Source organism: Klebsiella sp. FDAARGOS_511 (assembly GCF_003812845.1).
Classification (GTDB): domain Bacteria; phylum Pseudomonadota; class Gammaproteobacteria; order Enterobacterales; family Enterobacteriaceae; genus Klebsiella; species Klebsiella grimontii.
Map to the genome: position 1 here is coordinate 1,239,706 of NZ_CP033824.1, position 25,584 is coordinate 1,265,289.

Below are 25,584 nucleotides of genomic sequence, written 5' to 3' on the forward strand. Positions count from 1 at the left end.
AGCTCTCATGGCAACCTTTGACGCCGTCTTTGTCGGCCTGACTATTCTTGATATCGCCGGTCGCCCGGTCATCGACATCCCGCCGCGCGGCGGGGTAGCCTTTATCGAACAGATCCGACTTAACCCCGCCGGAACCGCCGCCGGGGCCAATATTAACGCCGCGAAACTGGGCATTCGCACCGCCGCGGTGGCCTGCCTCGGCGAAGATGAAAAAGCCGATTTTATCCTCGCCAGCTACGCGCGTCTGGGGATCGACTGCTCGCTGATCCAGCGCACCGCGCAGCAGGAAACATCGGCGACGATCCTGCCCATCCGCCCCAACGGCGAGCGCCCGGCGCTGCACTGTCGGGGGGCCTCCGATGCCCTTTTCGTCGGCGAAGAGGAGTTTGACGCGATCCTTGATTGCCGCTTTCTGCACCACGGCGGCAGCGGCCTGCTGGCGGCGATGGACAGTGGGCAAAGCGCGCTGCTGTTACAGGCGGCGAAAGCCCGCGGCGTCACCACCAGCTTTGATTTAATCGCCCCCGACGCGCGCACCCTGAATCTGCTGCGCCCGCTGCTGCCGTCGGTGGACTACTTTATGCCTTCCCTTGAAGAAGCGGCGTATCTCTCCGGGGAGACCCAGCCGGAAGCGATCGCCCGCTTCTTCTTTGCGCTTGGCGTCGGAACCTGCATTCTGAAGGACGGCGAGAACGGCTCCTGGCTGCTGACCCGCGACGGCGCCGTCGAGCATATCGCGCCGTACCGGGTCGATGCCGTAGATACTACCGGCTGCGGCGACAGCTACTGCGGCGGCTTTATCGCCGCGCTGGCCCGTGGGCTAAGCGTCAAAGAGGCGTGCGAGGTGGCTTCCGCCGTCGCCGCCCTGGTGGCGACCGGCATGGGATCGGATGCCGGCGTGGTTGACTGGCAGCATACGCAGGAGTTTATGGCGACCCACCGTCGTGGATAACAAGCTTCGCCGCCGCATTGCGCGGCGGCAAGCGCGGCTTAACGCCACTGATAGAGCAGCGGCTCTCCGGCGACGTAGCGCTGGAGATCGGCGGCAATCATCGCCGTATGCTTAGCAATGCTCTCCCGCGTCGCCCCGGCGATATGCGGAGTAATAATCACGTTATCAAACTCGGTAACGAAAGGATGATCGCGCCACAGCGGCTCGCGATGGTAGACATCCAGCGCCGCACCGCCCAGCGGGCCGTGGCGCAGCGCGTGAATCAGCGCCTCCTCATCCACCACCGCCGCGCGCGAGGTATTAATCAACAGCGCGCCCGGCTTCATGCTATTCAACAACTGCGCGTTCACCAGCCCATCGCTGTGCGGGCCGCTGCTCAGATGCAGGCTCACGATATCCGCCTCGCGGAACAGCCCTTCAAGCGTCGTCTTCTGCAACCCCGGTTCGTTGATATCCTCAGCGGCGACAAACGGGTCCACCACCAGTACCGCCATGCCAAAGGCGCGGGCGATACGCGCCACCCGGCGGCCAATATTACCGTAACCGATCAGCCCCAGGGTTTTGTTGCGCAGCTCGCTGCCTTTAAACACCTCATACGGGCTTTGCGGACTGACGTCCCACACCACATCGCGGCGCAGCCCGCTCTGGGTAGCCTGGGCCGCGTTCTCAGCGTGAGTGAATTCACCGCGCTTCAGTGCCGCGTGGGATTGCGGAATATGCCGCGCCAGGCTCAGCATCAGCCCCAGCGTCAGCTCGGCGGCAGCGTCGGCGTTGCGCCCCGGCGTATAGAGCACGCGGATACCGCGCGCCTGGGCGGCTTTGGTATCGATGTTCACCGGATTGGCGCGCGTGCAGGCGATCACCTGTAAACGCGGGCAGGCGGCGATCACCGCTTCCGTCACCTCATCGTAGCTGGTCACCAGCACCTCGGCGTCGTGGGCCAGTTCGATCAGCTGGCCTGCGCTCAGCTTCGGCTTGCCCAGCGCCCAGCCTTCCACCCGCAGTTCGCCCAGTTGCTGAAAAGCGCTGAGGTCGCCGGCGTGCTCGGCGGTAAAAACAATTTTCATATGCGTTATTCCTGAGAAATATGTTGAAGCGCCTCGCGGCGGGCCTGCCACACCGGGAGCATCTGCTCGCGCAGCAGGCGGTAAACCGGATAGAGCGCGACATAGCGGCTGTGCGCCTGCGGATTGGGCCGATAGCGAGTCTGTTCCAGCGCCGGATGACGGGTCAGCGCATCGACGCTGCGCGCCGCCAGAATCGCCGCGCCGCGCGCGCTAAGTTCGTTGAAAGGACTGGAAACCACCGTTCTGCCGGTACAGTCGGCAATAATTTGCAGCCAGGTCGCCGAAGCCGCGCCGCCGCCGGTCAGGTACAGTTCGCCGCCCTGCGGGTAGCCCTGAAGCGAGTCGACGATGGCGAAGGCCAGCCCTTCGAACACCGCCCGCTGCAGCTCCGCGCGGGTGGTGTGCTGGCTAATGCCGAAATAGCCGGCCCGCGCCTCAGGGCTAAAGAACGGCGCGCGTTCGCCGTTGAGGTAGGGCTGCCAGAAGACGCCGCCGCTGCCCGGTTCAACGCTGGCGATGTTCTGTTCCAGCTGCCGTAAATCCGGCTCAAGCGAGATTTGCTGCTGGAGCCAGTCGATGTTCGGCGTCCCGGCCTGCATCGGAAAAAGGTTAATAAAGCTGCCGGCTTCGGTATGGGTGACGTAGCGCGTCCCCTCGTTGACCGTCTGGCGACCGTGGCAGACGATGCCGGTGCAGCAGGTGGTGCCGAGAATGGTATAGATATCGCCGTCGTTGACCGCGCCGCAGCCCAGCGCCGCGCTGCAAACATCCAGCGCACCAGCCGCCACCGGCGTGTCCGCAGGCAGCCCGGTGAGCGCCGCGACCTCTTCACGCAGCGCGCCCGCCTGTGCGTCCGGCGCCAGTAGCGGCGGGAACAGATGTTGTAAATCTGCCAGACCCATCTCATTGAGCACCACCGTGGATAGCTTCCCGCTCTGCTGATTCAGCAAAGAGGTGCTGGCATCGGTGAGATCCAGCGCCGCGACGCCGGTGAGGCGAAAGCGGATCCAGTCCTTGGCGAAAAACAGATAGCGGGCCGCCGCCAGCCGCTCTGGCTGGTGATGCTTGAGCCAGCATAGCTGCATGCTGGTGTTACAAGGCTGCAGGTGGGTGCCGGTATCGTCAAAGAAACGGCGGTCAAAGCCGGGGCGGCTGAGCAGTTCGCTCATCAGATCGCGGCTGCGGGTGTCGCTCCACAGAATACCCGGCCCGACCGGTTCGCCTTCGGCGTCGCTGAGCCACACCCCTTCGCCTTGCCCGGCGAGGCCGATGGCGCGTAAACGCCCGTTTTGCAGCGCCGGATGCCGGGCGATATCGCGTAAAATCGCTACCACCGACTGCCACAGCTGGGCCATATCCTGCTCGGCGTCACCGTTGGCCGACAGCAGAGGACCGGTGTTCTGCGCCGCGCTGGCGCACGCCTGAAAGCGTTCATCAAACAGCACCGCTTTCACACGCGAGGTGCCGATATCGATTCCGAGATAAAAATCCATGCCTGACCCGTTAGTGAAGAGAAATTAGTCACGTTCGTAGCGGCGGCGCATCAGCTCGCATTCGAAGAGAAACTCCAGTCCTTCGAGCTGGCGACGGGCCTCGTGAATGTCTTTACCCCAACAGGTCAGGCCGTGGCCGCGCAGCAGGAAGCCGTAGCGCAGCGGGTGGGTCTGGGCATAATCTTCAATGCGCGCCGCCAGGGCATCGATATCCTGGTCGTTATCAAAAATAGCGACCGGCACGGTATCGAGATGGCTGTGCTGGCCGGTCAGGGTTTTCTGCATCTCATAACCCTGCAGCGCCAGGGTGGCGCTTTTTTCAATCCGCGACAGCACGGTGGCGTTGACGGTATGCACGTGCAGAACCACGTTCGCCTCCGGGAACAGGCGATACACCAGGGTATGCAGGCCGGTTTCAGCGGAGGGTTTACGCCCGGAAGGCGCTGTGTTGCTGGCGATCTCCACCTGGAGGAAATCCTCCGTCGTCAGGCTGCCTTTATCGCGCCCCGACTCGCTGAGCCAGCACCAGGTCTCATCCTGACGCACCGACATATTGCCGCCGGTGGCCGGCGCCCAGCCCTTCGCGCCGATCCAGTGACAGGTGGTGACCAGTTGCGCGAGTCTTTCTTGCCACATAGCAGTTCCTTAGTTTAGCGATGTTGTATTTAGCCGTCTAAATGGCTATTTACCCGATACTAACACCGCCGACGTAAGCGAACAATATTTCAGGAAAGACTTACATTGATAATGGTTATATCAGAAAAGAATATGAAATTACTGTTTTTAACAACAATACAACTGAGCATTTTCATGACGCCAAAATTACCGGCTACAGGTGGTCAAAAAGATGGGGGATCGTGCCGCCGGGAAATGGCGCAAAATTGGCATCATTTGTCGATTCCGCCCTCCCCGCAGGTCGGGTAAGGTGCCAGCCGACAGGAATGCGTGCAATAGCGCACTCCCCTGCTCCACGGCGGTGCAAAACATGTCATTGTGCACACATTTATGGCAAACATCGGCTAAAAAACGCCATTTTATGTGCACACTGCCCACTTCATTGTGTTACCCCTGCCCCGCTTTTTCTGGCACACCTCTTGCTACTCCTCTGCCATCGCTTTTCGGATAGCCACTCAGAGGTTCCACCATGTCAAACAGCAATGATTTTCCGCTCGTCGAAGCGCCCGCATCCGGGCGTAAAGGCGTATTTTCCATCTCGATGGTTCTGTTCAGCTTTACTTTTTTTACCGGCACCATGTTCGCGGGCGGCAAGCTTGGCGTTTCTTTCTCCATCGTTAACCTGCTGTGGATTGCGGTCATCGGTAACTTTTTGCTGGCCCTGTACGCCGCGTCGCTCGGTTGGATAGCCGCGCGCAGCGGGCTGAATACCGTGCTGATGGGCCGTTTTTGCTTCGGTGAAATCGGCAGCAAGCTCGCCGATTTTATTCTCGGTTTCGCCGAGCTGGGATGGTACGCCTGGGGGACCGCGACGGTCGCCATCTCGCTGGTCAAAATCCTCGCCCTTCCTGAGGCGACAACCATTCCGCTGATGATCCTGTTCGGCATCCTGTTCTGCGTCACCGCGCTGGTGGGCTATAAGGGGCTGGATGCGCTGTCGCGCGTGTCGGTACCGCTGATGTTTATTCTGCTGGTGGTGTCGATGTATCTCGCCGCCCATCATGCCGGCGGCTGGCAGGCGATGACCAAAATCGAACCGGGCGAAACCATGACCTGGTCGGCGGCCATCACCATGGTATTCGGCACCTTTGCCAGCGGCGCGACCCAGGCGACGAACTGGACGCGGCTGGCTAACTCCAGCCGCACCGCCATCGTCGCCAGCATGAGCAGCTTCCTGATCGGCAACGGGCTGATGATTATCGCCGGCGCCTGGTGCGCCATCGTCTACCAGCAGGCCGATATCGTGGAAGTGCTGATTTTGCAGGGGCTGTCGGTCGCCGCGGTGGTGATGCTGTGCCTCAACCTGCTGACGATTCAGGGACCGACGATCTACAACGTTTCGGCGGCGGCCTGCCATCTGCTGCGCAGCGAGCGTCGCCGCACCCTGACCGTGGTTGCCGCCGGGGTCGGCATTCTGCTGGCCATTGGCGGTATGTATGAAATGCTGATCCCTTTCCTCGTGCTGCTGGGCAGCATCATTCCGCCCATCGGCGGCGTGATCCTCGCCGACTACTGGTTTTATCGCGGCGGCCGCTATCCGCTGCTGCACACCGCCCGTTTGCCGCGTTTTAACTGGCTGGGACTGAGCGCCTACGCCGTGGGCGCGGTGGTGGCTTACCTGTCGCCGTGGATCGCCCCGCTGGTTGGCATTAGCGTGTCCGCGCTGGCCTATATCGCGCTGACTCGCCTGAGCAAACGCCAGCCCGCCGCTGATTCGGTCGCGGAGCAGTAGCCGTGAGCCTGACGGTCGGCGAAATCCTCGCCCTGGAGGGGCTATCCGCCATGCGCCTGCGCGCCGGTAAGCAGGGGCTGCAGCTGGCGGTTCGCTGGTACTACGTGGCGGAAAATGAAAATATCGCCGAATGGATCATGGGCGGGGAGCTGGTATTTATCACCGGGATCAACCATCCCCGCGATGAAGACAACCTGATTCATTTGCTGATGGAAGGCAAACAGCGCGGGATCGCCGGCATGGTGATCCTCACCGGCGACGTCTATATTCAGGCGATCCCGCCGCGCCTGATCGCGCTGGCCGACGCGCTGGGCATTCCGCTAATCGAACAGCCCTATCTGCTGAAAATGGTGATCGTGACCGAACGCATCGGTACCGCACTGGTACGCAGCGAAAACGCCCTGCAATCGCAGCGCGATATTCTGCTGCAGCTGTTAACCGGCGACTACCCCGACCTGCAAATACTGCATCAGCGCGCGCTCCACCAGCAGCTGGATTTTACACGTCCGCTGCGGGTGGCGGCGCTGCGCCTTGAGGGGATACCGCGTCTGTTTCGCCAGTTTCCGCCGGAGCAGGCCGAAGCCTGGCTTCAGCAGGCCCGCCGCACCGTGCGCCAGCGCCTGCAGCAGCAGCTCAATCAGCAGGGCAACCCCTTCCCTCTGGTCGAGCGCAGCAATATGTTTCTCTTCCTCCTGCCGGATGAAGACGGCGAGTTTTATCAGCAGAAAACGTGGCTCCAGGCGTGGCTGATTGCGCTGGCGGAGGGCGACGACGGGCTTTCGCTGCTGTGCGGCCTTTCGGCGCCGGTGCAGCAGCTGCAGGGATATCAGCGCGCGCTGTCGCAAGCGCGTCAGGCGCTGGATCTTAGCGATAATCTGCGTCCGGCCCAGCGCATCAGCGACTACCAGCAGCTGGGGTTTATCAAGCTGCTCTCCGCCGTTAGCGACCCCGCCCTGCTGAGCGACTTTATGCACGACACCCTCGGCTGTCTGATTGAGCCGGATCGCAAAAGCCCGTGGCTGCTGATGGAGACCCTGGAAACGCTGCTTCAGGAGAGCGGCAACGTGGTCAGGGCCGCCGAGCGGCTGGGCATTCACCGTAACACGCTGCATCAACGTATTCAGCGTATTGAAAAGTTGACCGGCTATCCGGTCAGCCATCCGCAATTTCATCTCAACGCCTCGGTCGCCTTAGCGATCTGGCGTATGTCGCAAAACCATTTACGGGAACAACCATGAAAATTATCAACGCGCGCCTGCGCCAGCAAGAAGCGCTCTATACCCTCGACTTACAGGACGGCGTGATTAAAAGCATTACCGCGCAGGCGGCGGCGCAGGTGGCTGGCGCCAGCGACATCGATGCCCAACAAAAGCTGGTTATCCCGCCATTCGTCGAGCCGCATATCCATCTTGACGCCACCCTGACGGCGGGCGAGCCGGAGTGGAATATGAGCGGCACCCTGTTTGAGGGCATCGCCCGCTGGAGCCAGCGCAAAGCGAGCGTCACCGTCGAAGATACGCGCCAGCGGGCGCTGAAAACCATCGGCATGCTGCGCGACAACGGCGTACAGCACGTGCGTACCCACATTGATGTCACCGATCCCTCCCTGACCGCCCTTGAGGCGATGCTGAGGGTGAAAAAGGAGGCGGCCCATCTTATCGATCTGCAGATCGTCGCCTTTCCGCAGGAGGGCATTGAGTCCTTTCCCGGCGGACGCGAACTGATGACCCGCGCCATCGAAATGGGCGCCGACGTGGTGGGCGGCATTCCGCACTATGAAAATACCCGCGATAAGGGCGTCAGCTCGCTGGTTTTTCTGATGGACCTGGCCGAGCGCCACGGCTGCCTGGTGGACGTGCACTGCGATGAAACCGACGACCCGCAGTCGCGCTTTCTGGAAGTGCTGGCGGAAGAGGCCCGGGTGCGCGGCATGGGCGCGCAGGTCACCGCCAGCCATACCTGCGCCATGGGCTCTTACGATAACGCCTACTGCTCGAAGCTGTTCCGCCTGCTCAAAGCTTCGGGCATTAACTTTATCTCCTGCCCGACCGAAAGCATTCATCTGCAGGGTCGCTTCGACAGCTGGCCGAAACGCCGCGGCGTGACGCGGGTGGCGGAGCTGGACCGCGCCGGGATCAACGTCTGCTTCGCTCAGGACTCCATTCAGGACCCGTGGTACCCGCTGGGCAACGGTAACATCATGCGCATTCTCGACGCCGGGCTGCATATCTGCCATATGCTGGGATACGAAGATTTGCAGCGCTGCCTCGATCTGATTACCGAGAACAGCGCCCGCACCCTGTGCCTCGGCGACAACTACGGCATTGCCGAAGGACGCCCGGCGAACCTGCTGATCCTCGATGCGGAAGACGACTATGACGCGCTGCGCCGCCAGGCCAAAGTGCTGACCTCCATTCGACATGGCAAGGTCATTTTGCAGCGTCAGGCGGAGCAGATTCGCTATCCGGCATAAGCCTGAAGTTGACGCGGTCGCGATGCCGCGTCAACCCACTGCTCGCCCGGGGATTTATGTGGTACCTTTTAACGACTTTTTCCGTGCCGGCCATGGGCTCCAGCGTCGGCGCGGGCTCACTGAGGATAACCCGTACCCTGATACTATGAGCGAAAAAAAATGGATTAAGGCAGAGGACGTTGCCCGGCTCGCTGGCGTCTCCCGTTCCGCGGTTTCCCGTACCTTTACGCCCGGGGCATCGGTGGCGGAAAAAACCCGCCAGAAGGTTCTCGCCGCGGCGGAAACCCTGGGCTATCAGGTGAATATCATCGCCCGCACGATGAACACCGGCAGCAGCAACTTTATTGGCATCGTCACCGCTGGGTTTGATAACCCGTTCCGCAGCAAGCTGCTGTCGCCGCTGGTCCACCAGCTGGCGCTCAACGGTTTTATGCCGCTACTGATGAACGCCGACGATCCGCAGCAGCTCGCCCCGTCGCTCAGGCAGCTGCTGAGCTATCACGTCGCGGGGGTCATTATCACCTCCGGGGCGCCGCCGCTGTCGCTGGCGGAGGAGTATCTGGAGCGAAAAATCCCGGTAACCCTTATCAACCGCCACGCCGAGCTGGCCGGCTGCGACCGCGTGTGCAGCGACAACGCGCAGGGGGCGAAGCTGGTGGCCGAGCTGTGTGCCCAGCGCCGGTGGCGCCAGGCCGGGTTTATCGGCGAAAGTCTGGATAACTTCAGCACCCGCCAGCGCTACGAAGCGTTTGTTGCCCATAGCCAGGGCATGGAGATCGCCGCGCACTTCTGCGACAGCAGCGGCTATCAGGCGGGATTTGCCGCCGCCAGGCAGCTGCTCGCCGCGCATCCGCGTCTGCAGGCGCTATTCTGCGCCACCGATATGCTGGCGCTTGGCGCCCTGGACGGCCTGCGGGCGGACAACCCCACGGCTTCGCTGCCGGCAATTATCGGTTTCGACGATATCCCGCAGGCGGACTGGCAGCCCTATCAGCTGACTACCGTGCAGCAGAATACCGCCCTGCTCGCCCACCACGCGGTGGATCTGCTGGTGACGAGGATCGCCAAATTCAGCCTGCCGTCACGCCATCGTGAAGTGCCGGTGAAACTGATCGTTCGTCAAAGCGCGAAATGAAAAATTCATTTTATGTCGAAGCGATCACAGAATAATTCTTTTAATCCATCCACACTCATTTTGCCCTTCGGGGCTGTTTTTTTCAGGCGAATTGCACACGTGTGCAAAAATAGGGAGTTACGATGAAATCACTGGAATTACATGAACTGCAGGCCCGCTATCGTTTAGCCTGCGAGCTGGCGAAGGCCGGCGCTGAGCTGGCGTTCGAATACTATCAGCAGCGCGACCGGCTGGCGGTGGATCATAAAGGCGACGACCTGCAGGATGTGGTCAGCGTCGCCGATAAGCGGGTCGAAGCGTTTGTTAAGCAGCGCATTACCGACGCCTTCCCGCAGGACGGTTTTCTCGGCGAGGAGAGCGGGACGCAGATGCCGGACGCGCGCGTGCTGTGGGTTGTCGATCCTATCGACGGCACCAGCTGTTTTCTTAACGGCCTGCACACCTGGTGCCTGTCGCTGGCCATCCTTGCCGAAGGCGAACCGGTTATCGGGGTGGTGTACGACCCCAACCACCGCGAGCTGTTCCACGCCCTGAAAGGCCAGGGCGCATGGCTTAACGATACGCCCATCGCGCCGCATCCGGCGGCGACGGTCAAAGAGGGGGTGATGGGCGTCGGCACGTCGCACCGCGTGACGCCTGCGGTCTTTCTGCCCTTCCTTGATGCGCTGCTGAGCGACGGCGGGATGTTTATCCGCAACGGCTCCGGAGCGCTGATGAGCGCCTGGGCGGCGGCGGGCAGGCTTATCGGCTACTACGAACCGCATATGAACCCATGGGACGGACTGCCGGGGCTGGTGCTGATGCGCGAAGCGGGCGGCCTTAGCAACGACTATCTGGCAAACGACGGGATTCGTCACGGCAACCCGCTGCTGCTGGCCAGCAAGACGCTCTACCCACAATTAAAAAACATGCTTTGTCACCCACTACCTTAACCCGTATCGGGTCAGGCTTTATCTGATTATGTACTCTACACAACGACAATCAACCCTAAATAATTCGAGTTGCAGAAAGGCGGCAAGTGAGTGACAAATTCGTCGGGAACGAATTTGACCAGCCGAAGGCTGGCCTCCGGTGAGAGGCAGGAGCCTCTCATTAATCCCCAGGAGCTGACTCTGGTAAGTGACTGGGGTGAACGAACGCAGCCAACGCATATGCAACTTGAAGTATGACGGGTTAAACCTCATGGACGAACCACACTAATCAGTCAGGCCTCCGACCTTCGGAGATACCATTATGTCTGGAAGAATTATCGCATTTTTTCGCGCTTCGCCGCCCAAAGCGGGCGGAGAGTTCGATGAGCAGCGCTTTCGCAGCGTGCGCTGGCAAACCTTTATTACCATGACCCTGGCGTACGTCACCTTCTACGTTTGTCGGCTGTCGTTCACCGTCGCCAAAAGCGCGCTGGTGGAGCTCGGCATTACCCCGACGGAGCTGGGCATGATCGGCTCAACGCTGTTTTTCAGCTACGCCATCGGCAAGCTGGTCAATGGCTTTATCGCCGATCATGCCAACGTGGTGCGCTATATGAGCCTCGGGCTGCTGCTAAGCGCCGGGATGAACCTGATGATGGGGATGACCAGCAACGCCATGCTGCTGGCTATCTTCTGGGGGATCAACGGCTGGGCGCAGTCGATGGGCGTCGGCCCCTGCGTGGTATCGCTGGCGCGCTGGTACGGCTGTAAAGAACGAGGCACCTTTTACGCCATCTGGTCGACGGCGCATAATATCGGCGAAGCGATGACCTATATGGTGATCGCGGCGGTGATTGCCGGGTTCGGCTGGCAGATGGGCTACCTGTCGACCGCCGCGCTCGGCGCCGCCGGGGTGGTGCTGATGCTGCTGTTTATGCGCGACTCGCCGCAAAGCTGCGGCTTCCCGTCAATCAACGTGATTCGCGACGAACCGCTGGAGGAGACGGAAGCCCGCGGCTCGGTGTTTAAAAACCAGCTGCTGGCGCTGCGCAACCCGGCCCTGTGGACGCTGGCGCTGGCCTCGGCGTTTATGTATATCGACCGCTACGCGGTGAACTCATGGGGGATCTTCTTCCTCGAACAGGATAAAGCCTACTCTACTCTCGAAGCGTCCGGGATTATCGGGGTCAACGCCATCGCAGGTATCGCCGGAACCATTATCGCCGGGATGCTCTCCGACCGTTTCTTCCCGCGCAACCGCAGCGTGATGGCCGGCTTTATCAGCCTGCTCAATACCGCCGGCTTTGCGCTGATGCTCTGGTCGCCGCACGGCTACTACACCGATATTCTGGCGATGATTATCTTCGGCGCCACTATCGGGGCGTTGACCTGCTTCCTTGGCGGCCTGATCGCCGTCGATATTTCGTCGCGTAAAGCGGCGGGCGCCGCGCTCGGCACCATCGGTATCGCCAGCTACGCGGGGGCGGGACTCGGCGAGTTTCTCACCGGCATCATCATCGATAAAACCTCGATGATCGAAAACGGCAAAACGCTGTATGACTTCAGTACGCTGTCGCTGTTTTGGGTAGGCACCGGCCTGATGTCCGCGCTATTCTGTTTTACCACCGCCGCGATTGTCGCCAGGCGACACGCGATAGAACGTCAGACCTCATTCTCGTCATAACCTTTTAACTTATAAGGAAGATTTTATGATGCCTGTACGACATCAGGTTTTGCTACGTCTGCTGCTCGCCTGCACCCTGCCGCTGCTGGCTGCGCCGGGGCACGCCGCCGCGCAGTTTGCGCTGGAAAAGGTGGTTGAACTCAGCCGCCACGGCATTCGTCCGCCGACGGAGGGCAACCGGGAGGCCATCGAAGCCGCGACCCAGCGTCCGTGGACGCAGTGGACCACCCACGACGGCGAGCTCACCGGCCACGGCTATGCCGCCGTCGTCAATAAAGGGCGCGATGAAGGCGCGCGCTATCGCCAGCTCGGTCTGCTGACGGCGGGCTGTCCGGCGAACGGGGAAATTTACGTTCGCGCCAGCCCCCTGCAGCGCACGCGGGCCACCGCCCAGGCGCTGGTGGACGGCGCATTTCCCGGCTGCGGCGTGATGATTCATCACGTCAGCGGCGACGCCGACCCGCTGTTTCAGACCGATAAATTTGCCGCCACGCAACCCGATCCCGCCCGCCAGCTGGCGGAGGTGAAGAAGAAGGCCGGCGATCTGGCCCAGCGTCGGCAGGCGCTGGCCCCGGCTATTCAACTGCTGAAAAACGCGGTTTGCGTACCCGATAAGCCCTGCCCGGTGTTTGATCTACCGTGGCAGGTGGAGCAGAGCAAAAGCGGCAAAACGTCGATTAGCGGTCTGAGCGTAATGGCCAATATGGTCGAGACGCTGCGCCTGGGGTGGAGCGAAAACCTGCCCCTCAGCCAGCTGGCGTGGGACCATATTACCCGCGCCAGCCAGATCACCGCCCTGCTGCCGCTGCTGACGGAAAACTACGATCTGAGCAACGACGTGTTTTATACCGCGCAAAAACGCGGCTCGATTCTGCTTAACGCGATGCTGGAAGGGGTACAAGAAGGCGCCACGCCAAACGTACGCTGGCTGCTGCTGGTGGCACACGATACCAATATCGCCATGGTGCGTACGCTGATGGATTTTAGCTGGCAGCTGCCGGGGTACAGCCGCGGCAACATCCCGCCGGGCAGCAGCCTGGTCCTCGAGCGCTGGCGCGATACCCACAGCGGGAAACGCTACCTGCGCGTCTACTTCCAGGCGCAAAGTCTGGACGATTTACGCCGCCTGCAAATGCCGGATAGCCAGCATCCAATGCTGCGCCAGGAGTGGCGTCAGTCGGGCTGTCAGACCACCGACGTCGGAACGCTGTGCCCTTACCAGGCGGCGTTGACGGCGCTCGGCAAGCATATCGACCGGCAGTCCGCTCCGGCGGTAGAAATGGCGCTGCCATAAGTTGAAGGCGAAGCGAGTGAGGTCGCTTCGCCTTTTTCGCTCAGGTTCAGGCCTTTTCTGGCTTGAACGCCCCGGCGGCGACCTGCTCCGGGGTCACCACGCCGCTGTCCAGCACCCAGCCGCTGACTAACGATGCGGGCGTGACGTCAAAGGCCGGGTTGTACACCGCGGCCTCTCTCGGCGCCCATTGTACCGCGCCAAAGCTGCCAGCGACGCCGGTCACTTCGGCGGCTGCCCGCTGCTCAATCGGAATCGCCGCGCCGTTCGGGCAATGGCGGTCCAGGGTGGTCTGCGGCGCGGCCACGTAAAAGGGAATCTGATGATACTTCGCCAGCACCGCCAGCGAATAGGTGCCGATTTTATTCGCCACGTCGCCGTTGGCGGCAATACGGTCAGCGCCCACCCAAACCGCGTCGACCTGGCCCTGCGCCATCAGGCTGGCGGCCATCGAATCGGTAATTAGCCGGTACGGCACGCCCAGCTCACCCAGCTCCCAGGCGGTCAAACGTCCGCCCTGCAACAGCGGGCGCGTTTCATCCACCCAGACGTTGGCCACGTTTCCCTGCTGATGCGCCAGCGCAATCACCCCCAGCGCGGTGCCGACGCCCGCCGTCGCCAGGCCGCCGGTATTGCAGTGGGTCAACAGGCGGCTGCCCGGCGTCACCAGCGCGCTGCCCGCCTCGGCGATGCTGGCGCAAAGCTGTTTATCTTCTGCGATCAGACGCAGCGCTTCCGCTTCCAGCGCCTGCGGAAAGTGCTCCTCCGCCAGCGCCTGCTTCATGCGATCCAGATTATTCATCAGGTTTACCGCCGTCGGCCGCGCAGCGCGCAACGTTTCCAGCGCCTGAAATAGCGCATCACGGGTCAGACCGCGCTGCGCCAGCAGCGCCAGCAACAGGCTCGCCGACAGGCCAATCAGCGGCGCGCCGCGCACCCGCAGGGCGTGAATATGATCCACCAGCAGCGCCACGTTATCCGCCGCCAGCCAGCGTTTTTCCTGCGGTAAGGCCTGCTGGTCAAGAATAAAGAGCTGATTTTCGCTTACCCGCAGGCTGGTGGTCTGTAGTGTCTGCATTTAGTTAAATCCCTGTTGCGTTGTTGTATCACATTGTGTCAGGATGGAATCCAGAAGTATAGACGTCTGAACGGCTTAATCAGAATTTTGAGGATCGAGGCAATGTCGCAATACCATACTTTCACGGCCAGCGATGCGGTGGCTTACGCCCAACAATTTGGCGGTATCGAAAACCCGTCAGAACTGGTGTCCGCGCAGGAAGTGGGCGATGGTAACCTCAACCTGGTGTTTAAAATTTTCGATACCGAGGGCGTGAGCCGGATCATCGTTAAGCAGGCGCTGCCCTACGTGCGCTGCGTGGGAGAATCCTGGCCGCTGACCCTTGATCGCGCCCGCCTTGAGGCGCAAACCCTTGTGGCTCACTATCAGCACTGCCCGCAGCACACGGTACGGATTGTCCATTTCGACCCCGTGCTGGCGGTGATGGTGATGGAGGACCTCTCCGATCACCGCATCTGGCGCGGCGAGCTGATTAACAACGTTTACTACCCGCAGGCCGCCAGCCAGTTGGGGGAATACCTGGCCCAGGCGCTGTTCCACACCAGCGACTTTTATCTGCATCCTCACGAGAAAAAAGCCCAGGTGGCGCAGTTTATTAACCCCGAGATGTGCGAAATCACCGAGGATCTGTTTTTCAACGACCCGTATCAGGTTCACGAGCGCAACAGCTATCCAGCCGCGCTGGAAGCCGATGTCGCCGCCCTGCGCGACGATACGCAGCTGAAGCTGGCGGTGGCCGCGCTCAAGCACCGCTTCTTCTCCCATGCCGAAGCGCTGCTGCATGGCGATATCCACAGCGGCTCGATTTTCGTCGCCGAGGACAGCTTTAAGGCCATCGACGCCGAGTTCGGCTTTTTCGGCCCGATAGGCTTCGATATCGGTACCGCCATCGGCAACCTGCTGCTCAACTACTGCGGTCTGCCAGGCCATCTGGGCATTCGCGATGCCGCTGCGGCTCGCGAACAGCGCCTCAGCGATATTCAGCAGTTCTGGACAACCTTCGCCGAGCGTTTTCAGACGCTGGCGGCGGAGAAATCCCGTGATGCCGCGCTGGCCTGGCCCGGCTATGCTTCCACGTTTCTGAAGAAAGTCTGGGCAGACGCGGTGGGCTTCTGCGGCACCGAACTGATTCGCCGCAGCGTCGGGCTGTCGCACGTGGCGGATATCGATACTATCCAGGACGAAGCCATGCGCCATGAATGCCTGCGCCACGCCATCACGCTGGGTAAAGCGCTTATTCTCATTGCTGACCGTCTCGACAATGTCGAAGAACTGATTGCGCGAATTCGTCAGTACGGTTGAATCTCCGTCCAGCCTTTCCAGGCTCGCGCTGCGCTTAGCCGGGCTACGGGTTCGCCACCGTCTGTGGTCCGGTAGCCCGGGTAAGGCGTTTACGCCGCAACCCGGGAAGGCAACAACCCACAATCCCCTACCCCAGATACTCAATCACCGATAGCCCGCCGTTATAGTCGGTGCTGTAGATTATGCCCTGCGCATCAACGAAGACGTCGCAGGACTGGATCACCCGCGGGCGGCCTGGGCGGGTATCCATCATTTTTACCGGTGCGGCAGGCACCAGCGCCCCGGTTTCCACCGGTCGATAAGGGTTAGATATATCGTAAGCCCGCACGCCCGCATTCTGGTAAGTGGCAAAAATCAGCGTTGAGCTGACAAAGCTGCCGGGACGGTTTTCATGCAGGTTATGCGGGCCGAAATGCGCCCCTTTCGCCACATAGTCGGTCTCATCCGGCTGCGGGAAAGTCGAAATACTCACCGGGTTTGTTGGGTCGCGAATATCAAACAGCCAGATCAGCTTCTCGCCGTCCTGCTGGTTATCCAGCACCGCCTCATCAAGCACCACCAGCAGATCCCGATCCGGGAGCGGCAGCGCGGTGTGGGTGCCGCCGCCAAACGGCGGGCTCCAGTTACGGTGGCTGATCAGCTTCGGATGCGCGCGGTCCTGCACATCAAGCAGGGTCAGACCGCCGTCGCGCCAGCTGCCGTAGGCGGTGTCGCCGGCGATAATCGCGTGATGCAGGGCATAGCGCTTGCCCTCCGGCCACTGCGCGGTCTCCCCCGCCGCCAGATTCATTCCCGGTAGCCACCAGCGCCCGGCGACTTCCGGCTTACGCGGATCGGCCAGGTCGATAGTGAGGAAAATGTAGTCGCTAAAACCGTCGATCAGCGAGGAGACGTAGGCCCAGCGTCCGCCGACGTACCAGATGCGGTGAATGCCGATGCCGTTAAGCGACAGGAAGCTGATTTCACGCGGTTTATCCGCAACCGAAATATCAAAGATCCGCAGTCCGGCGCTCCAGCCCTTATCCCGTACGTCGCTGACCGTCTCGCCCACCGAACGGGTGTAGTAAACCTTCTCGTCGGCGAAGCGGGCATCGGCGAACAGATCCCGGGCGTTGATCACCAGCAGCAGATCGTCGTGCGCCTGTAAATGGACGTTCCAGGTACCCGGCGGCGCAGCGATGTAATTGACCGTTTGCGGATTTTTCGGGTCGCGCACATCCACCACGGAAAAACCCTGCGAGACCATATGGCCGATATAGGCAAAACCACGATGGACCATCAGTTGGACGCCGTCCGGGCGTCCCCCCTGATCGCTATGCCCGATCAGCCGCATATTGCGGCTGTATTCTGGTGTGGGTAACGCAGTCACGCAACCTCCTGTTGCCCGGTAAGCGCAGCGCTACCGGGTAGTTGTTATTTGTTCTTTGCTTCGAGAGTGGCGAACCACGGGGCGATAAAGTCTTCGGTCTGGCCCCAGCCCGGGATTATTTTACCCAGCGAGGCGACGTTCACCGCCCCCGGCTGCGCCGCCAGCAGCGCCTGCGGGATCGCCGCCGCTTTAAAGTCGTAGGTCGCAGGCGTCGGTTCCCCGGCAATCTTATTGGCGATCAGGCGCACGTTGGTGGCGCCGATAAGCTTCGGATCCACCGCCACGCTCACCTTCCACGGACTGCCGGATTCGCGCATCAGCTGCAGATCCTGGTTGGAAATATCGATGCTGTAGAGTTTGATCTCGGTGCGGCCGTTCTCTTTCAACGCTTTATACGCGCCCTGGCTGAAGGCGTCCCAGGTTCCCCAGATAGCATCAATTTTGCCTTTCGGATATTTCGCCAGGATCGCGCCGACCTTGTTGGCGGTATCGCCCTGCACGTCGGAAGAGACCGCGCCGATGGACTCCAGCTCTTTGATGCCGGGGTTTTGTTTAAGCAGCGTCTGGTAGGCCGCCTGGCGGCGCTCCATCGGCGGGAAACCCGCGACCCACAGTTTGACGATGTTGGCTTTGCCGTTGAAATCTTTCACCAGTTGGCCAAAGGAGAGTTCGGTCAGCGAAGCGTCATCCTGCTGGGTAACGGTAACGCCCGGGATCTCGCCGTTTACCGCGGTATCGAAGACCGAGACTTTGATCCCGGCGTCCACCGCTTTTTTCACCAGCGCGGTGGCGTAGGGGTCGCGTCCCTGAGATAGAATAATGCCGTCGTATTTCTGGCTAATCGCCTGGTTAACGAAGTCCTGGAATTTGGCATCATCACCGTTACTGAGGAAGGTGCTGATTTTAAACCCGAGCTTTTTCCCCTCCTGGAGCGCCCCGGAGACAAACTGGGTGGTGTTATCGTCGGAGCCCAGATTGCGGATCACCGCGATGCGAATCGGCCCGCTATGTTCGGCAATCGCCGCCGGAAGCGGCGTCGGAGTTTCAGCAAAAGCTGCCGTCGCGTTGAACAACCCCAGTGCGATGAGTGAATACGTTATCTTTTTCATAGTGTTTCCTTTTTGTTACCCTAGATAATTCGAATTGCAGGACGGCGGCAAGTAAACGAATCCCGATGAGCTTACATAAGTAAGTGATTCGGGTGAGTGAACGCAGCCAACACACCTGCAATTTGAAGAATGACGGGTAAAATTTTAGGTACGGCGCTGAAAATAAGTCAGTGCGAGTGCGCCAGCCAGCACCAGCCCTTTAATAATGTCCATTGCGTAGTACGGCACCGAGAGCATCACCAGGCCGTTGGAGAGCACGCCCAGAATCACCGCCCCCACCAGCGTACCGAGCGCGTTCGGTTTACCTGAACCAGCCAGCGAGAAGCCAATCCACGCCGCCGCCACCGCATCCATCAGGTAGCCGCCGCCGGCGTTCACCTGCGACGAGCCGATACGCGAAGCCAGCAGAATGCCGCCGAGCCCCGCCAGCAGAGAGGCGATCACATATGCCGCCACCTTATAACGGGTGATCCGCAGGCCGGAGAGGCGCGCCGCTTCCGGGTTGCCGCCGATGGCGTACATCCGCCGCCCGTGGGTGGTAAAAGAGAGCGCCAGCTGAGCGATAACGGTCACCACCAGCATAATGATCACTATCGTCGGCACCTGCCCCAGCGAACCGAACGCCGCCGGGATCGCGCCTTCCGCCATATCGCCGCTCGGCAGCACCATATTTTCGGTGATCGACCCGCCATAGCTGTAGGTCATCGCCACGCCCTGAATCACGAACAGGCTGGCAAGCGTCGCCAGCATGTCGGGAATACGCAGGATCACGATAAGAAACGCGTTAAACAGCCCCACTAAGGTACAGAGCGCCAGGGTGACAACAATCGCCTCGGTGGTGCCGAAGCCGTGCCAGACAAACAGCGAAATCACCAGCGCATTGGCCAGCGAGGCGGTGGAGCCTACGGACAAATCGAAGCCGCCGATGGTCAGCGATATCGACACGCCGATGGCGATCACCGTCACGATGGCGATGGAGCGCAGGATGTTGATGATGTTAAACGGGTCGAGGAAGTTGTCCGACGCGAGGCCAAAAACGGCGATCAACAGGACGACGGTCAGCAACATGCCCCATTTGTAGAGAAAATCGAAAAATCGCTGACGGCCCGATACCGTCGCGTTCACTGCCAGGGCTTTACTCACGCTGCTGCTCCTCCGGTGGAGTAATAAAGAATGTTCTCTTCCCGGGCCTCTGCGCCCGGAATTTCCGCCACGATGCGCCCGTCCCACAGCACGCAGATGCGATCGCACAGCCCGACCAGCTCGGAGAATTCGCCCGAGGCGTAAATCACCCCTTTGCCTTCCCGCGCCAGGCCGTCAATCACGTTGAAAAGATCCGTTTTGGCTTTGACGTCGACCCCTTTGGTCGGCTCATCGAAAATCAGGACGTTGGCGTTGCCGCGCAGCCATTTGCCAATCGCCACCTTTTGCTGATTGCCGCCGGAGAGACGGCGCAAGGTTTGCGCCGGACCCGACGTCCGTATCCCCATCCGGGCGATCACTTCTTCCGCCCAGCGCCAGGCCTGACGATGGCCAAACAGGCTCCAGCGAGAGAAGCTGCTGTCGGCGCTAACCGCCAGATTCATCGCCACCGGCTCTTCGATAAAAATGCCCTCTTTGCGCCGCTCTTCCGGCACCAGCGCCAGACCGCGCGCCACCGAATCCGCCGGGTCGCGCGGTCGCCACGGCTGGCTATTCAGCTCGCCGCGCGTCAACCGGCTTTTGCTGGCGCCAAACAGCGCCTTGCACAGCTCGGTTTTCCCGGCGCCCGCCAGCCCGGCGATCCCCAGAATCTCCCCCTTGCGCAGGCGCAGCGAGATATCCTGCAGCAGCCCTTCGTCGTGCAGCCCTTCAACCTGTAACAGCACCTCATCGCTATGCGGCGGCCGCTTCGGCGGGAAGATATCGCTCAGCTCATGGCCGAGCATCTTTTCGACGATCTGCTCGCCGCTCAGATCGGCCATCGGCCCGCTCTCAATCAGCCGGCCGTCGCGCAGCACCGTCAGGGTGTCGCAAACCGCGTTTAATTCATGAATGCGGTGCGAGATAAACACGATACCGATGCCCTGCCGCTGCAGGCGGCGAACCACCGCAAACAGGCGCTCGCTTTCGTTTTGGTCCAGCGGCGCGGTCGGTTCATCGAGGATAAGAAAGCGGCAGTGGTGCGACAGCGCGCGGGCCAGCAGAATTTGCTGCTTTTCCGCCAGCGTGCAGCTGTCGATGGAGCGGCGTACATCGAGGCTGACGTCAAGCTGGGCCAGCGCCTCGCGCGCCAGCTGGCGCAGCCGCCCCCAGCGAAAAGCCAGCCCCGGTTCAGCCAGCCTGTCGAGCATGATGTTTTCCGCGATGCTCAGGCCCGGGACCAGCGCGACGTCAACCTCCTGCTGCACCAGGTGAATCCCCAGCTGTTTGGCGTCGCGCGGCGAGCGAATGCTTACCGGCTGATTGTTAATCACCACTTCGCCTTCGTAATGGGCGTGCGTGCCGCACAGCACCGCCATGAGCGTTGACTTACCTGCGCCGTTGGCGCCGGTGAGTGCGTGCACCGACCCCCCCTTCAGGGTAAAAGACACGTTGCTCAGCGCCCGAAAGCCGGAAAAGGCCAGGCTAATATTTTGCATCTCAAGGCGATTGCCGGTCATCCCCTGCACCCTGTCGATTAATGTTCTGATTTAACGAATTTTTCATAGCCGCCCTTGACTGACAAATGCATAAAAGGCATAAGTTAAAGCGAAATAATATTAGCCATCCGGATGTCCAGACATAACATCGGGTTAGCGAAACAGCACAAGGACAGCATTGATGAGTCACAGCGATATCCGCGTGGTCCCCGGCCCCGCCAACTACTATTCCCATCCCGGCAGCCTTGCCCGGCTGCAGGATTTTTACAGCGAAGAACAGCTTTCACGCGCGGTGTGGGTTTACGGCGAGCGGGCTATCGCGGGCGCGCAGGCTTTTCTGCCGACAGCGTTTAACGCGCCTGGCGCCAAAAAAATATTATTTAAAGGCCACTGCAGCGAAAGCGACGTCAGCGAGCTGGCCCGCGCATCCGGCGACGATCGGTCGGTGGTGATTGGCGTTGGCGGCGGCGCGCTGCTCGATACCGCGAAGGCGCTGGCCCGTCGTCTCGGCCTGCCGGTGGTGGTCATCCCCACCATCGCCGCTACCTGCGCGGCGTGGACGCCACTGTCGGTGTGGTATAACGATGCCGGTCAGGCGCTGCAGTTCGAGATTTTCGACGACGCCAACTTCCTGGTGCTGGTGGAGCCGCACATTATTCTTAACGCGCCAGCGGAATACCTGCTGGCGGGCATCGGCGATACGCTGGCGAAATGGTATGAAGCGGTGGTGCTGGCTCCGCAGCCGGAGACGCTGCCGCTCACCGTGCGCCTGGGTATCAACGGCGCGCTGGCGATCCGCGATGTGCTGCTGGAAAGCAGCGAAACGGCGCTGGCCGACCAGCAGCGCGGCGAGCTGACCCAGGCTTTTCGCGACGTGGTGGATGCGATCATCGCCGGCGGCGGTATGGTCGGCGGGCTGGGCGAGCGCTATACCCGCGTCGCCGCCGCCCATGCCGTGCATAACGGGCTGACGGTGCTGCCGCAGACCGAGAAGTATCTTCACGGGACCAAAGTCGCCTACGGCATTCTGGTCCAGAGCGCCCTGCTCGGCCAGGACGAGGTGCTGGCGCAGCTGGTGCAGGCGTATCAGCGCTTTAACCTGCCGACCACGCTGGCGGCGCTGGAGGTGGATATCAAGAATCGCGAACAGCTGGATCAGGTAATTGCCCATACCCTGCGCCCGGTGGAGTCCATCCATTTTCTGCCGGTTGAACTGAACGCCGAAACCCTGCGCGCGGCGTTTGAAAAGGTCGAACGTTTCGTCGGTTAATCTCCGTTTTATTCGCCTCTGCCGCCCGGCGGAGGCGCTTTCGAGCCGCCTCGCAAAGCTGATTTTTCTGCCTTCGCCAGAAGACGATTCTGCGTTAGGGTACCCTCATAAGAAAGTAACAAAATTATCTTATAAACTTATTATTTTCTTATGTTCAACTGAGGTGTACAGTGGAGGTACATAGCATGCTCATCTGGTCAAAAGTGGCAAAAAAGGAACTGGCAAATATCGATTATCGCTATCAGCAGAGAATCAAAAGCAGGCTAGCTGATTTAGGTGACCGTACGGCTCCTCGGCCCGATGTCAGAAAGTTATCTAAACCAGAGAATCATTACCGTCTTCGGGTAGGGATTATCGGGTCATTTTCACACGTCAGGGGCTGACGCTGAGCGACCTGTTTATCGTGTCCGTTAAGCGCAGAACCTCAACAACCTATTTGCATGAGGAGAATATGCCATATGGCTGTTCAGATAATTAAGGATGATGAAGGGAAAGCGCAGTACGCGGTGATCCCCTACAACGAATACTTCCAGATGTGTTTGCAGCTAGCCGAGCTGGATGATGAAACGGAAGCCGATCTTGAAGATATTCCGGTAGAACACGATATCTACGACAACGTGATGCTGCCGGGTGACGTCTGCGACATCATGGATAAAGAGAAAGTCAGCCTGCAGGCGGCGTGGCGCATTTTGCGCGGCCTGTCGCAGCAGGAGGTGGCCGATAAGCTCGGAATTAGCCAGTCGGCGGTTTCCCAGCTAGAAGCTATCGACTCCCGCCCGCAAAAGCGCACCCGCGAAAAGCTGGCGGCCATTTACGGCTGCACGCAGGAGCAGATCAGCCTGTATCTGCCGAAAGAGGGTTAACAGCACTTCGCGCCGCCTTTACCACCGTAGCGCGCGTCCTGACGCTCGCGGAAAAACTCTTCATAGGTCATCGGCGTTTGCTCGGGGTGGGTCGCGCGGATGTGTTCCACGTAGTTGTCGTAATCCGGGACGCCGATCATCATTTTCGCCGCCTGGCCTAAATATTTTCCTGCTTTCGAAAGGGTATCAAACATTTTCAACTCTCATAATCGCCCCCCTTCTTTCGAAGAGGGGCGATAACGTGATGGCTTAGTGAGCGCGTTTCGCCTGGGTCACCAGGCTATCGGCATCGGCAGGTATCGCCTGGTACGGGGTCTCTTTCGCCGTCGGTTTGTCCTCTTTCAGCGCCGCCAGCGCGGTCTTAATCGAGAACAGCGCCAGCACCACAACCACCACCATAAAGAAGATGGTCAGCCCGGCATCCAGACGGTTGTTAAACACCAGCTGCGCCAGCTGCGACTCGGTGTACTGCGGCGGAATATTTCCGCTGTCGATCATCGCCTGGAACTTGTTGGCAATCGCCAGGAAGCCGACTTTGGTGTCGGTGCTGAACGACTTTTGCCAGCCTGCGGTCAGGGTACAAATCAGCAGCCATGAGGTCGGCAGCAGCGCGACCCATGCATAGCGCTGGCGCTTCATCTTAAACAGTACCACCGCGCACAGCATCAGCGCCATCCCCGCCAGCATCTGGTTAGCAATACCAAACAGCGGCCACAGCGTGTTGATGCCGCCGAGCGGGTCAACCACGCCCTGATGCAGGAAGTAGCCCCAGGCCAGCACGCACAGCGCCGTGGCGAGAAGGTTCGCCGGCAGCGAGCTGGTTTGCTTCAGGCCGGGGCTTATCACCCCCAGCAGATCCTGCAGCATAAAGCGCGCCGCGCGCGTACCGGCATCCACCGCGGTCAGGATAAACAGCGCCTCGAACAGAATGGCGAAGTGATACCAGAAGGAGACATCCATCAGGCCGCCCAGCGAACCGTGCAGAATGTAGGCCATGCCTACCGCCAGCGTCGGCGCGCCGCCCGCGCGGGAGATAATCGACTGCTCTCCCACTTCGTGAGCGATCTGGTTAAGGGTATCCGGCGTCACGGTAAAGCCCCAGTTGCTCACCACCTGCGCCGCCGACGCCACCACATCGGTCACGCCCGCCGGAGCCAGCACCGCCATCGGGCTATTCATCGCGAAATAGACGCCCGGGTCGATAATACAGGCCGCCACCAGCGCCATAATCGCCACGAAGGACTCCATCAGCATGCCGCCGTAGCCGATAAAGCAGGCCTGGCCTTCATTGGCCAGCATTTTCGGCGTGGTGCCGGAGGCGATCAGGGCATGGAAGCCGGAAACCGCGCCGCAGGCGATGGTAATAAACAGGAACGGGAACAGGCTGCCGCTCCACACCGGGCCGGTGCCATCGATAAATTTGGTCAGCGCCGGCATCGTCAGCGTTGGACGCATGATCAGGATACCGATCGCCAGGCCGACGATGGTGCCGATTTTCAGGAAGGTGGAGAGGTAGTCGCGCGGCGCCAGCAGCAGCCAGACCGGCAGCACGGCGGCGATAAAGCCGTAGCCCACCAGAATCCAGGTGAGCTGCACGCCGGTATAATCAAACCACGGCGCCCAGGTCGGGCTTTCCGCCACCCAGCCGCCGGAAATGATGGCGAACACCAGCATCACCAGGCCAATCACCGACACTTCGCCAATGCGCCCAGGGCGCAGATAGCGAATATAGATCCCCATGAAAATCGCCAGCGGGATGGTAAAGGCTACGGTGTAAGTCCCCCACGGGCTGTGGGTCAGCGCTTTCACCACGATCATCGCCAGTACCGCGAGGATAATCACCATGATCATAAAGCAGGCCACCAGCGCCAGTACGCCGGCGGTCGGGCCCATTTCCTCTTTCACCAGTTCGCCGAGCGAACGTCCGTCGCGGCGAGTGGAGACGAACAGCACCATAAAGTCCTGTACCGCCCCGGCCAGCACCACGCCCGCGAGAATCCAGATCATTCCCGGCAGGTAGCCCATTTGCGCCGCCAGCACCGGGCCGACCAGCGGCCCCGCGCCGGCAATGGCCGCAAAATGGTGGCCGAACAGCACTTTTTTGTCGGTCGGAACGTAGTCGAGGCCGTCGTTGTGACGCACCGCCGGGGTCATGCGCGTCGGGTCGACCGCCAGTACATTTTTAGCGATATACAGGCCGTAGAAGCGATAGGCGATCAGATAGACGCAGACTGCCGCGACGACAATCCACAGCGCGTTGATCTGTTCACCCCGGTTTAGCGCGATATAGCCCAGGGCAAAGGCTCCGATAACGGAGAGCAGTGTCCAGATGAGGTATTTCCCTGAATTATTCATCATTGTGTTCCACTGTAGGGTAATCAGGATGTTACAAGTTGTTTCTAGAACATAATGTGAATTTTAACAACTTTGAAACGTTGCGGATGTCGCCTGACGGCAAGGATTTATCTCACATTGCAAGCGAGATCACTTCTGGCAGGAAAAGAGATGAAAACGGAGAGGATAATCTGTAACTGCATCGCGGTCTGTTTCCCGGAGGCG

General features: G+C 60.5%; 22 protein-coding genes and 1 pseudogene. 13 read left to right on the plus strand and 10 right to left on the minus strand.

The window, feature by feature from the left end; genetic code table 11:
* Window positions 1-7: 7 nt before the first annotated feature.
* Complete coding sequence (locus EGY08_RS07135) at window positions 8-952, plus strand: carbohydrate kinase family protein (protein ID WP_049123139.1); 945 nt, start codon at window positions 8-10, stop codon at window positions 950-952.
* Between the two features lie 38 nt (window positions 953-990).
* Here the strand turns inward: EGY08_RS07135 and EGY08_RS07140 are convergent, their stop codons facing one another.
* From EGY08_RS07140 to EGY08_RS07150, 3 genes are read right to left on the minus strand one after another with little or no spacing between them, the layout of a single operon-like run.
* A complete protein-coding gene (locus EGY08_RS07140) occupies window positions 991-2,019 on the minus strand; it encodes a 2-hydroxyacid dehydrogenase (protein ID WP_004130378.1) in 1,029 nt (342 codons plus the stop codon).
* 5 nt (window positions 2,020-2,024) lie between these two features.
* Window positions 2,025-3,512 (minus strand): FGGY-family carbohydrate kinase, encoded by a 1,488-nt coding sequence (locus tag EGY08_RS07145; protein WP_087828678.1) that lies wholly within the window; start codon window positions 3,510-3,512, stop codon window positions 2,025-2,027.
* Window positions 3,513-3,536: 24 nt separating this feature from the next.
* On the minus strand, window positions 3,537-4,148 hold the full coding sequence (locus EGY08_RS07150) for a methylthioribulose 1-phosphate dehydratase (protein ID WP_004130374.1): 612 nt from the start codon (window positions 4,146-4,148) through the stop codon (window positions 3,537-3,539).
* Between the two features lie 132 nt (window positions 4,149-4,280).
* Here EGY08_RS07150 and EGY08_RS30755 point away from each other — a divergent pair, with 132 nt between their 5' ends.
* From EGY08_RS30755 to EGY08_RS07190, 8 genes are all read left to right on the plus strand, one after another.
* Window positions 4,281-4,436 (plus strand): hypothetical protein, encoded by a 156-nt coding sequence (locus EGY08_RS30755; protein WP_158414298.1) that lies wholly within the window; start codon window positions 4,281-4,283, stop codon window positions 4,434-4,436.
* A 220-nt stretch (window positions 4,437-4,656) separates the two neighbouring features.
* Window positions 4,657-5,919: a cytosine permease gene (gene codB, locus EGY08_RS07155; RefSeq protein WP_004130372.1), complete on the plus strand. Its 1,263-nt coding sequence runs from the start codon at window positions 4,657-4,659 to the stop codon at window positions 5,917-5,919.
* A gap of 2 nt (window positions 5,920-5,921) precedes the next feature.
* On the plus strand, window positions 5,922-7,157 hold the full coding sequence (locus EGY08_RS07160) for a PucR family transcriptional regulator (protein WP_004130370.1): 1,236 nt from the start codon (window positions 5,922-5,924) through the stop codon (window positions 7,155-7,157).
* Entirely contained in the window at window positions 7,154-8,392 is a 1,239-nt protein-coding gene (gene codA / locus EGY08_RS07165) for a cytosine deaminase (RefSeq protein WP_049112308.1), read from the plus strand. The genes EGY08_RS07160 and codA overlap by 4 nt, the downstream gene beginning before the upstream one ends.
* Before the next feature lie 145 nt (window positions 8,393-8,537).
* Window positions 8,538-9,527 (plus strand): LacI family DNA-binding transcriptional regulator, encoded by a 990-nt coding sequence (locus EGY08_RS07170; protein WP_049112311.1) that lies wholly within the window; start codon window positions 8,538-8,540, stop codon window positions 9,525-9,527.
* Between the two features lie 122 nt (window positions 9,528-9,649).
* Window positions 9,650-10,459: an inositol monophosphatase family protein gene (locus tag EGY08_RS07175; RefSeq protein WP_123828345.1), complete on the plus strand. Its 810-nt coding sequence runs from the start codon at window positions 9,650-9,652 to the stop codon at window positions 10,457-10,459.
* A 301-nt stretch (window positions 10,460-10,760) separates the two neighbouring features.
* Window positions 10,761-12,122 carry an MFS transporter gene (locus EGY08_RS07185; RefSeq protein ID WP_004130364.1) on the plus strand — a complete coding sequence of 454 codons (1,362 nt, stop codon included), beginning with the start codon at window positions 10,761-10,763 and terminating at the stop codon, window positions 12,120-12,122.
* A 25-nt stretch (window positions 12,123-12,147) separates the two neighbouring features.
* Window positions 12,148-13,416 (plus strand): histidine-type phosphatase, encoded by a 1,269-nt coding sequence (locus EGY08_RS07190; protein ID WP_087828679.1) that lies wholly within the window; start codon window positions 12,148-12,150, stop codon window positions 13,414-13,416.
* 46 nt (window positions 13,417-13,462) lie between these two features.
* Here the strand turns inward: EGY08_RS07190 and mtnA are convergent, their stop codons facing one another.
* Window positions 13,463-14,491 carry an S-methyl-5-thioribose-1-phosphate isomerase gene (gene mtnA, locus EGY08_RS07195; RefSeq protein WP_123828347.1) on the minus strand — a complete coding sequence of 343 codons (1,029 nt, stop codon included), beginning with the start codon at window positions 14,489-14,491 and terminating at the stop codon, window positions 13,463-13,465.
* A gap of 102 nt (window positions 14,492-14,593) precedes the next feature.
* Here mtnA and mtnK point away from each other — a divergent pair, with 102 nt between their 5' ends.
* Entirely contained in the window at window positions 14,594-15,793 is a 1,200-nt protein-coding gene (mtnK, locus tag EGY08_RS07200) for an S-methyl-5-thioribose kinase (protein ID WP_004130358.1), read from the plus strand.
* Between the two features lie 127 nt (window positions 15,794-15,920).
* On the opposite strand, the gene EGY08_RS07210 is transcribed toward mtnK, so the two are convergent.
* From EGY08_RS07210 to EGY08_RS07225, 4 genes are all read right to left on the minus strand, one after another.
* Window positions 15,921-17,162: an LVIVD repeat-containing protein gene (locus tag EGY08_RS07210; RefSeq protein WP_123828348.1), complete on the minus strand. Its 1,242-nt coding sequence runs from the start codon at window positions 17,160-17,162 to the stop codon at window positions 15,921-15,923.
* A 44-nt stretch (window positions 17,163-17,206) separates the two neighbouring features.
* Window positions 17,207-18,271: a sugar ABC transporter substrate-binding protein gene (locus tag EGY08_RS07215; RefSeq protein ID WP_049114539.1), complete on the minus strand. Its 1,065-nt coding sequence runs from the start codon at window positions 18,269-18,271 to the stop codon at window positions 17,207-17,209.
* 144 nt (window positions 18,272-18,415) lie between these two features.
* Window positions 18,416-19,414 (minus strand): ABC transporter permease, encoded by a 999-nt coding sequence (locus EGY08_RS07220; RefSeq protein ID WP_004130353.1) that lies wholly within the window; start codon window positions 19,412-19,414, stop codon window positions 18,416-18,418.
* A complete protein-coding gene (locus EGY08_RS07225) occupies window positions 19,411-20,913 on the minus strand; it encodes a sugar ABC transporter ATP-binding protein (protein WP_123828349.1) in 1,503 nt (500 codons plus the stop codon). Before EGY08_RS07225 ends, EGY08_RS07220 begins: the two co-directional genes overlap by 4 nt.
* A 160-nt stretch (window positions 20,914-21,073) precedes the next feature.
* Between EGY08_RS07225 and EGY08_RS07230 the strand changes: the two genes are divergently transcribed.
* The 3 genes and pseudogenes from EGY08_RS07230 to EGY08_RS07240 all read left to right on the plus strand — a co-directional run bounded on the left by EGY08_RS07230 (window position 21,074) and on the right by EGY08_RS07240 (window position 23,025).
* The gene (locus EGY08_RS07230) at window positions 21,074-22,162 is read left to right on the plus strand and encodes an oxidoreductase (RefSeq protein WP_123828350.1); all 1,089 of its coding nucleotides are present in this window, start codon (window positions 21,074-21,076) and stop codon (window positions 22,160-22,162) included.
* Between the two features lie 185 nt (window positions 22,163-22,347).
* Window positions 22,348-22,640: pseudogene (locus EGY08_RS31040) on the plus strand (type II toxin-antitoxin system RelE family toxin).
* Entirely contained in the window at window positions 22,621-23,025 is a 405-nt protein-coding gene (locus EGY08_RS07240; protein ID WP_112165454.1) for a helix-turn-helix domain-containing protein, read from the plus strand. Before EGY08_RS31040 ends, EGY08_RS07240 begins: the two are co-directional and overlap by 20 nt.
* Here EGY08_RS07240 and EGY08_RS07245 read toward each other — a convergent pair.
* Window positions 23,022-23,219 (minus strand): YbdD/YjiX family protein, encoded by a 198-nt coding sequence (locus EGY08_RS07245; RefSeq protein WP_004130340.1) that lies wholly within the window; start codon window positions 23,217-23,219, stop codon window positions 23,022-23,024. The two genes, EGY08_RS07240 and EGY08_RS07245, sit on opposite strands and share 4 nt — an antisense overlap.
* A 55-nt stretch (window positions 23,220-23,274) precedes the next feature.
* On the minus strand, window positions 23,275-25,380 hold the full coding sequence (gene cstA, locus EGY08_RS07250) for a pyruvate/proton symporter CstA (protein WP_123829412.1): 2,106 nt from the start codon (window positions 25,378-25,380) through the stop codon (window positions 23,275-23,277).
* Window positions 25,381-25,584: the final 204 nt, after the last annotated feature.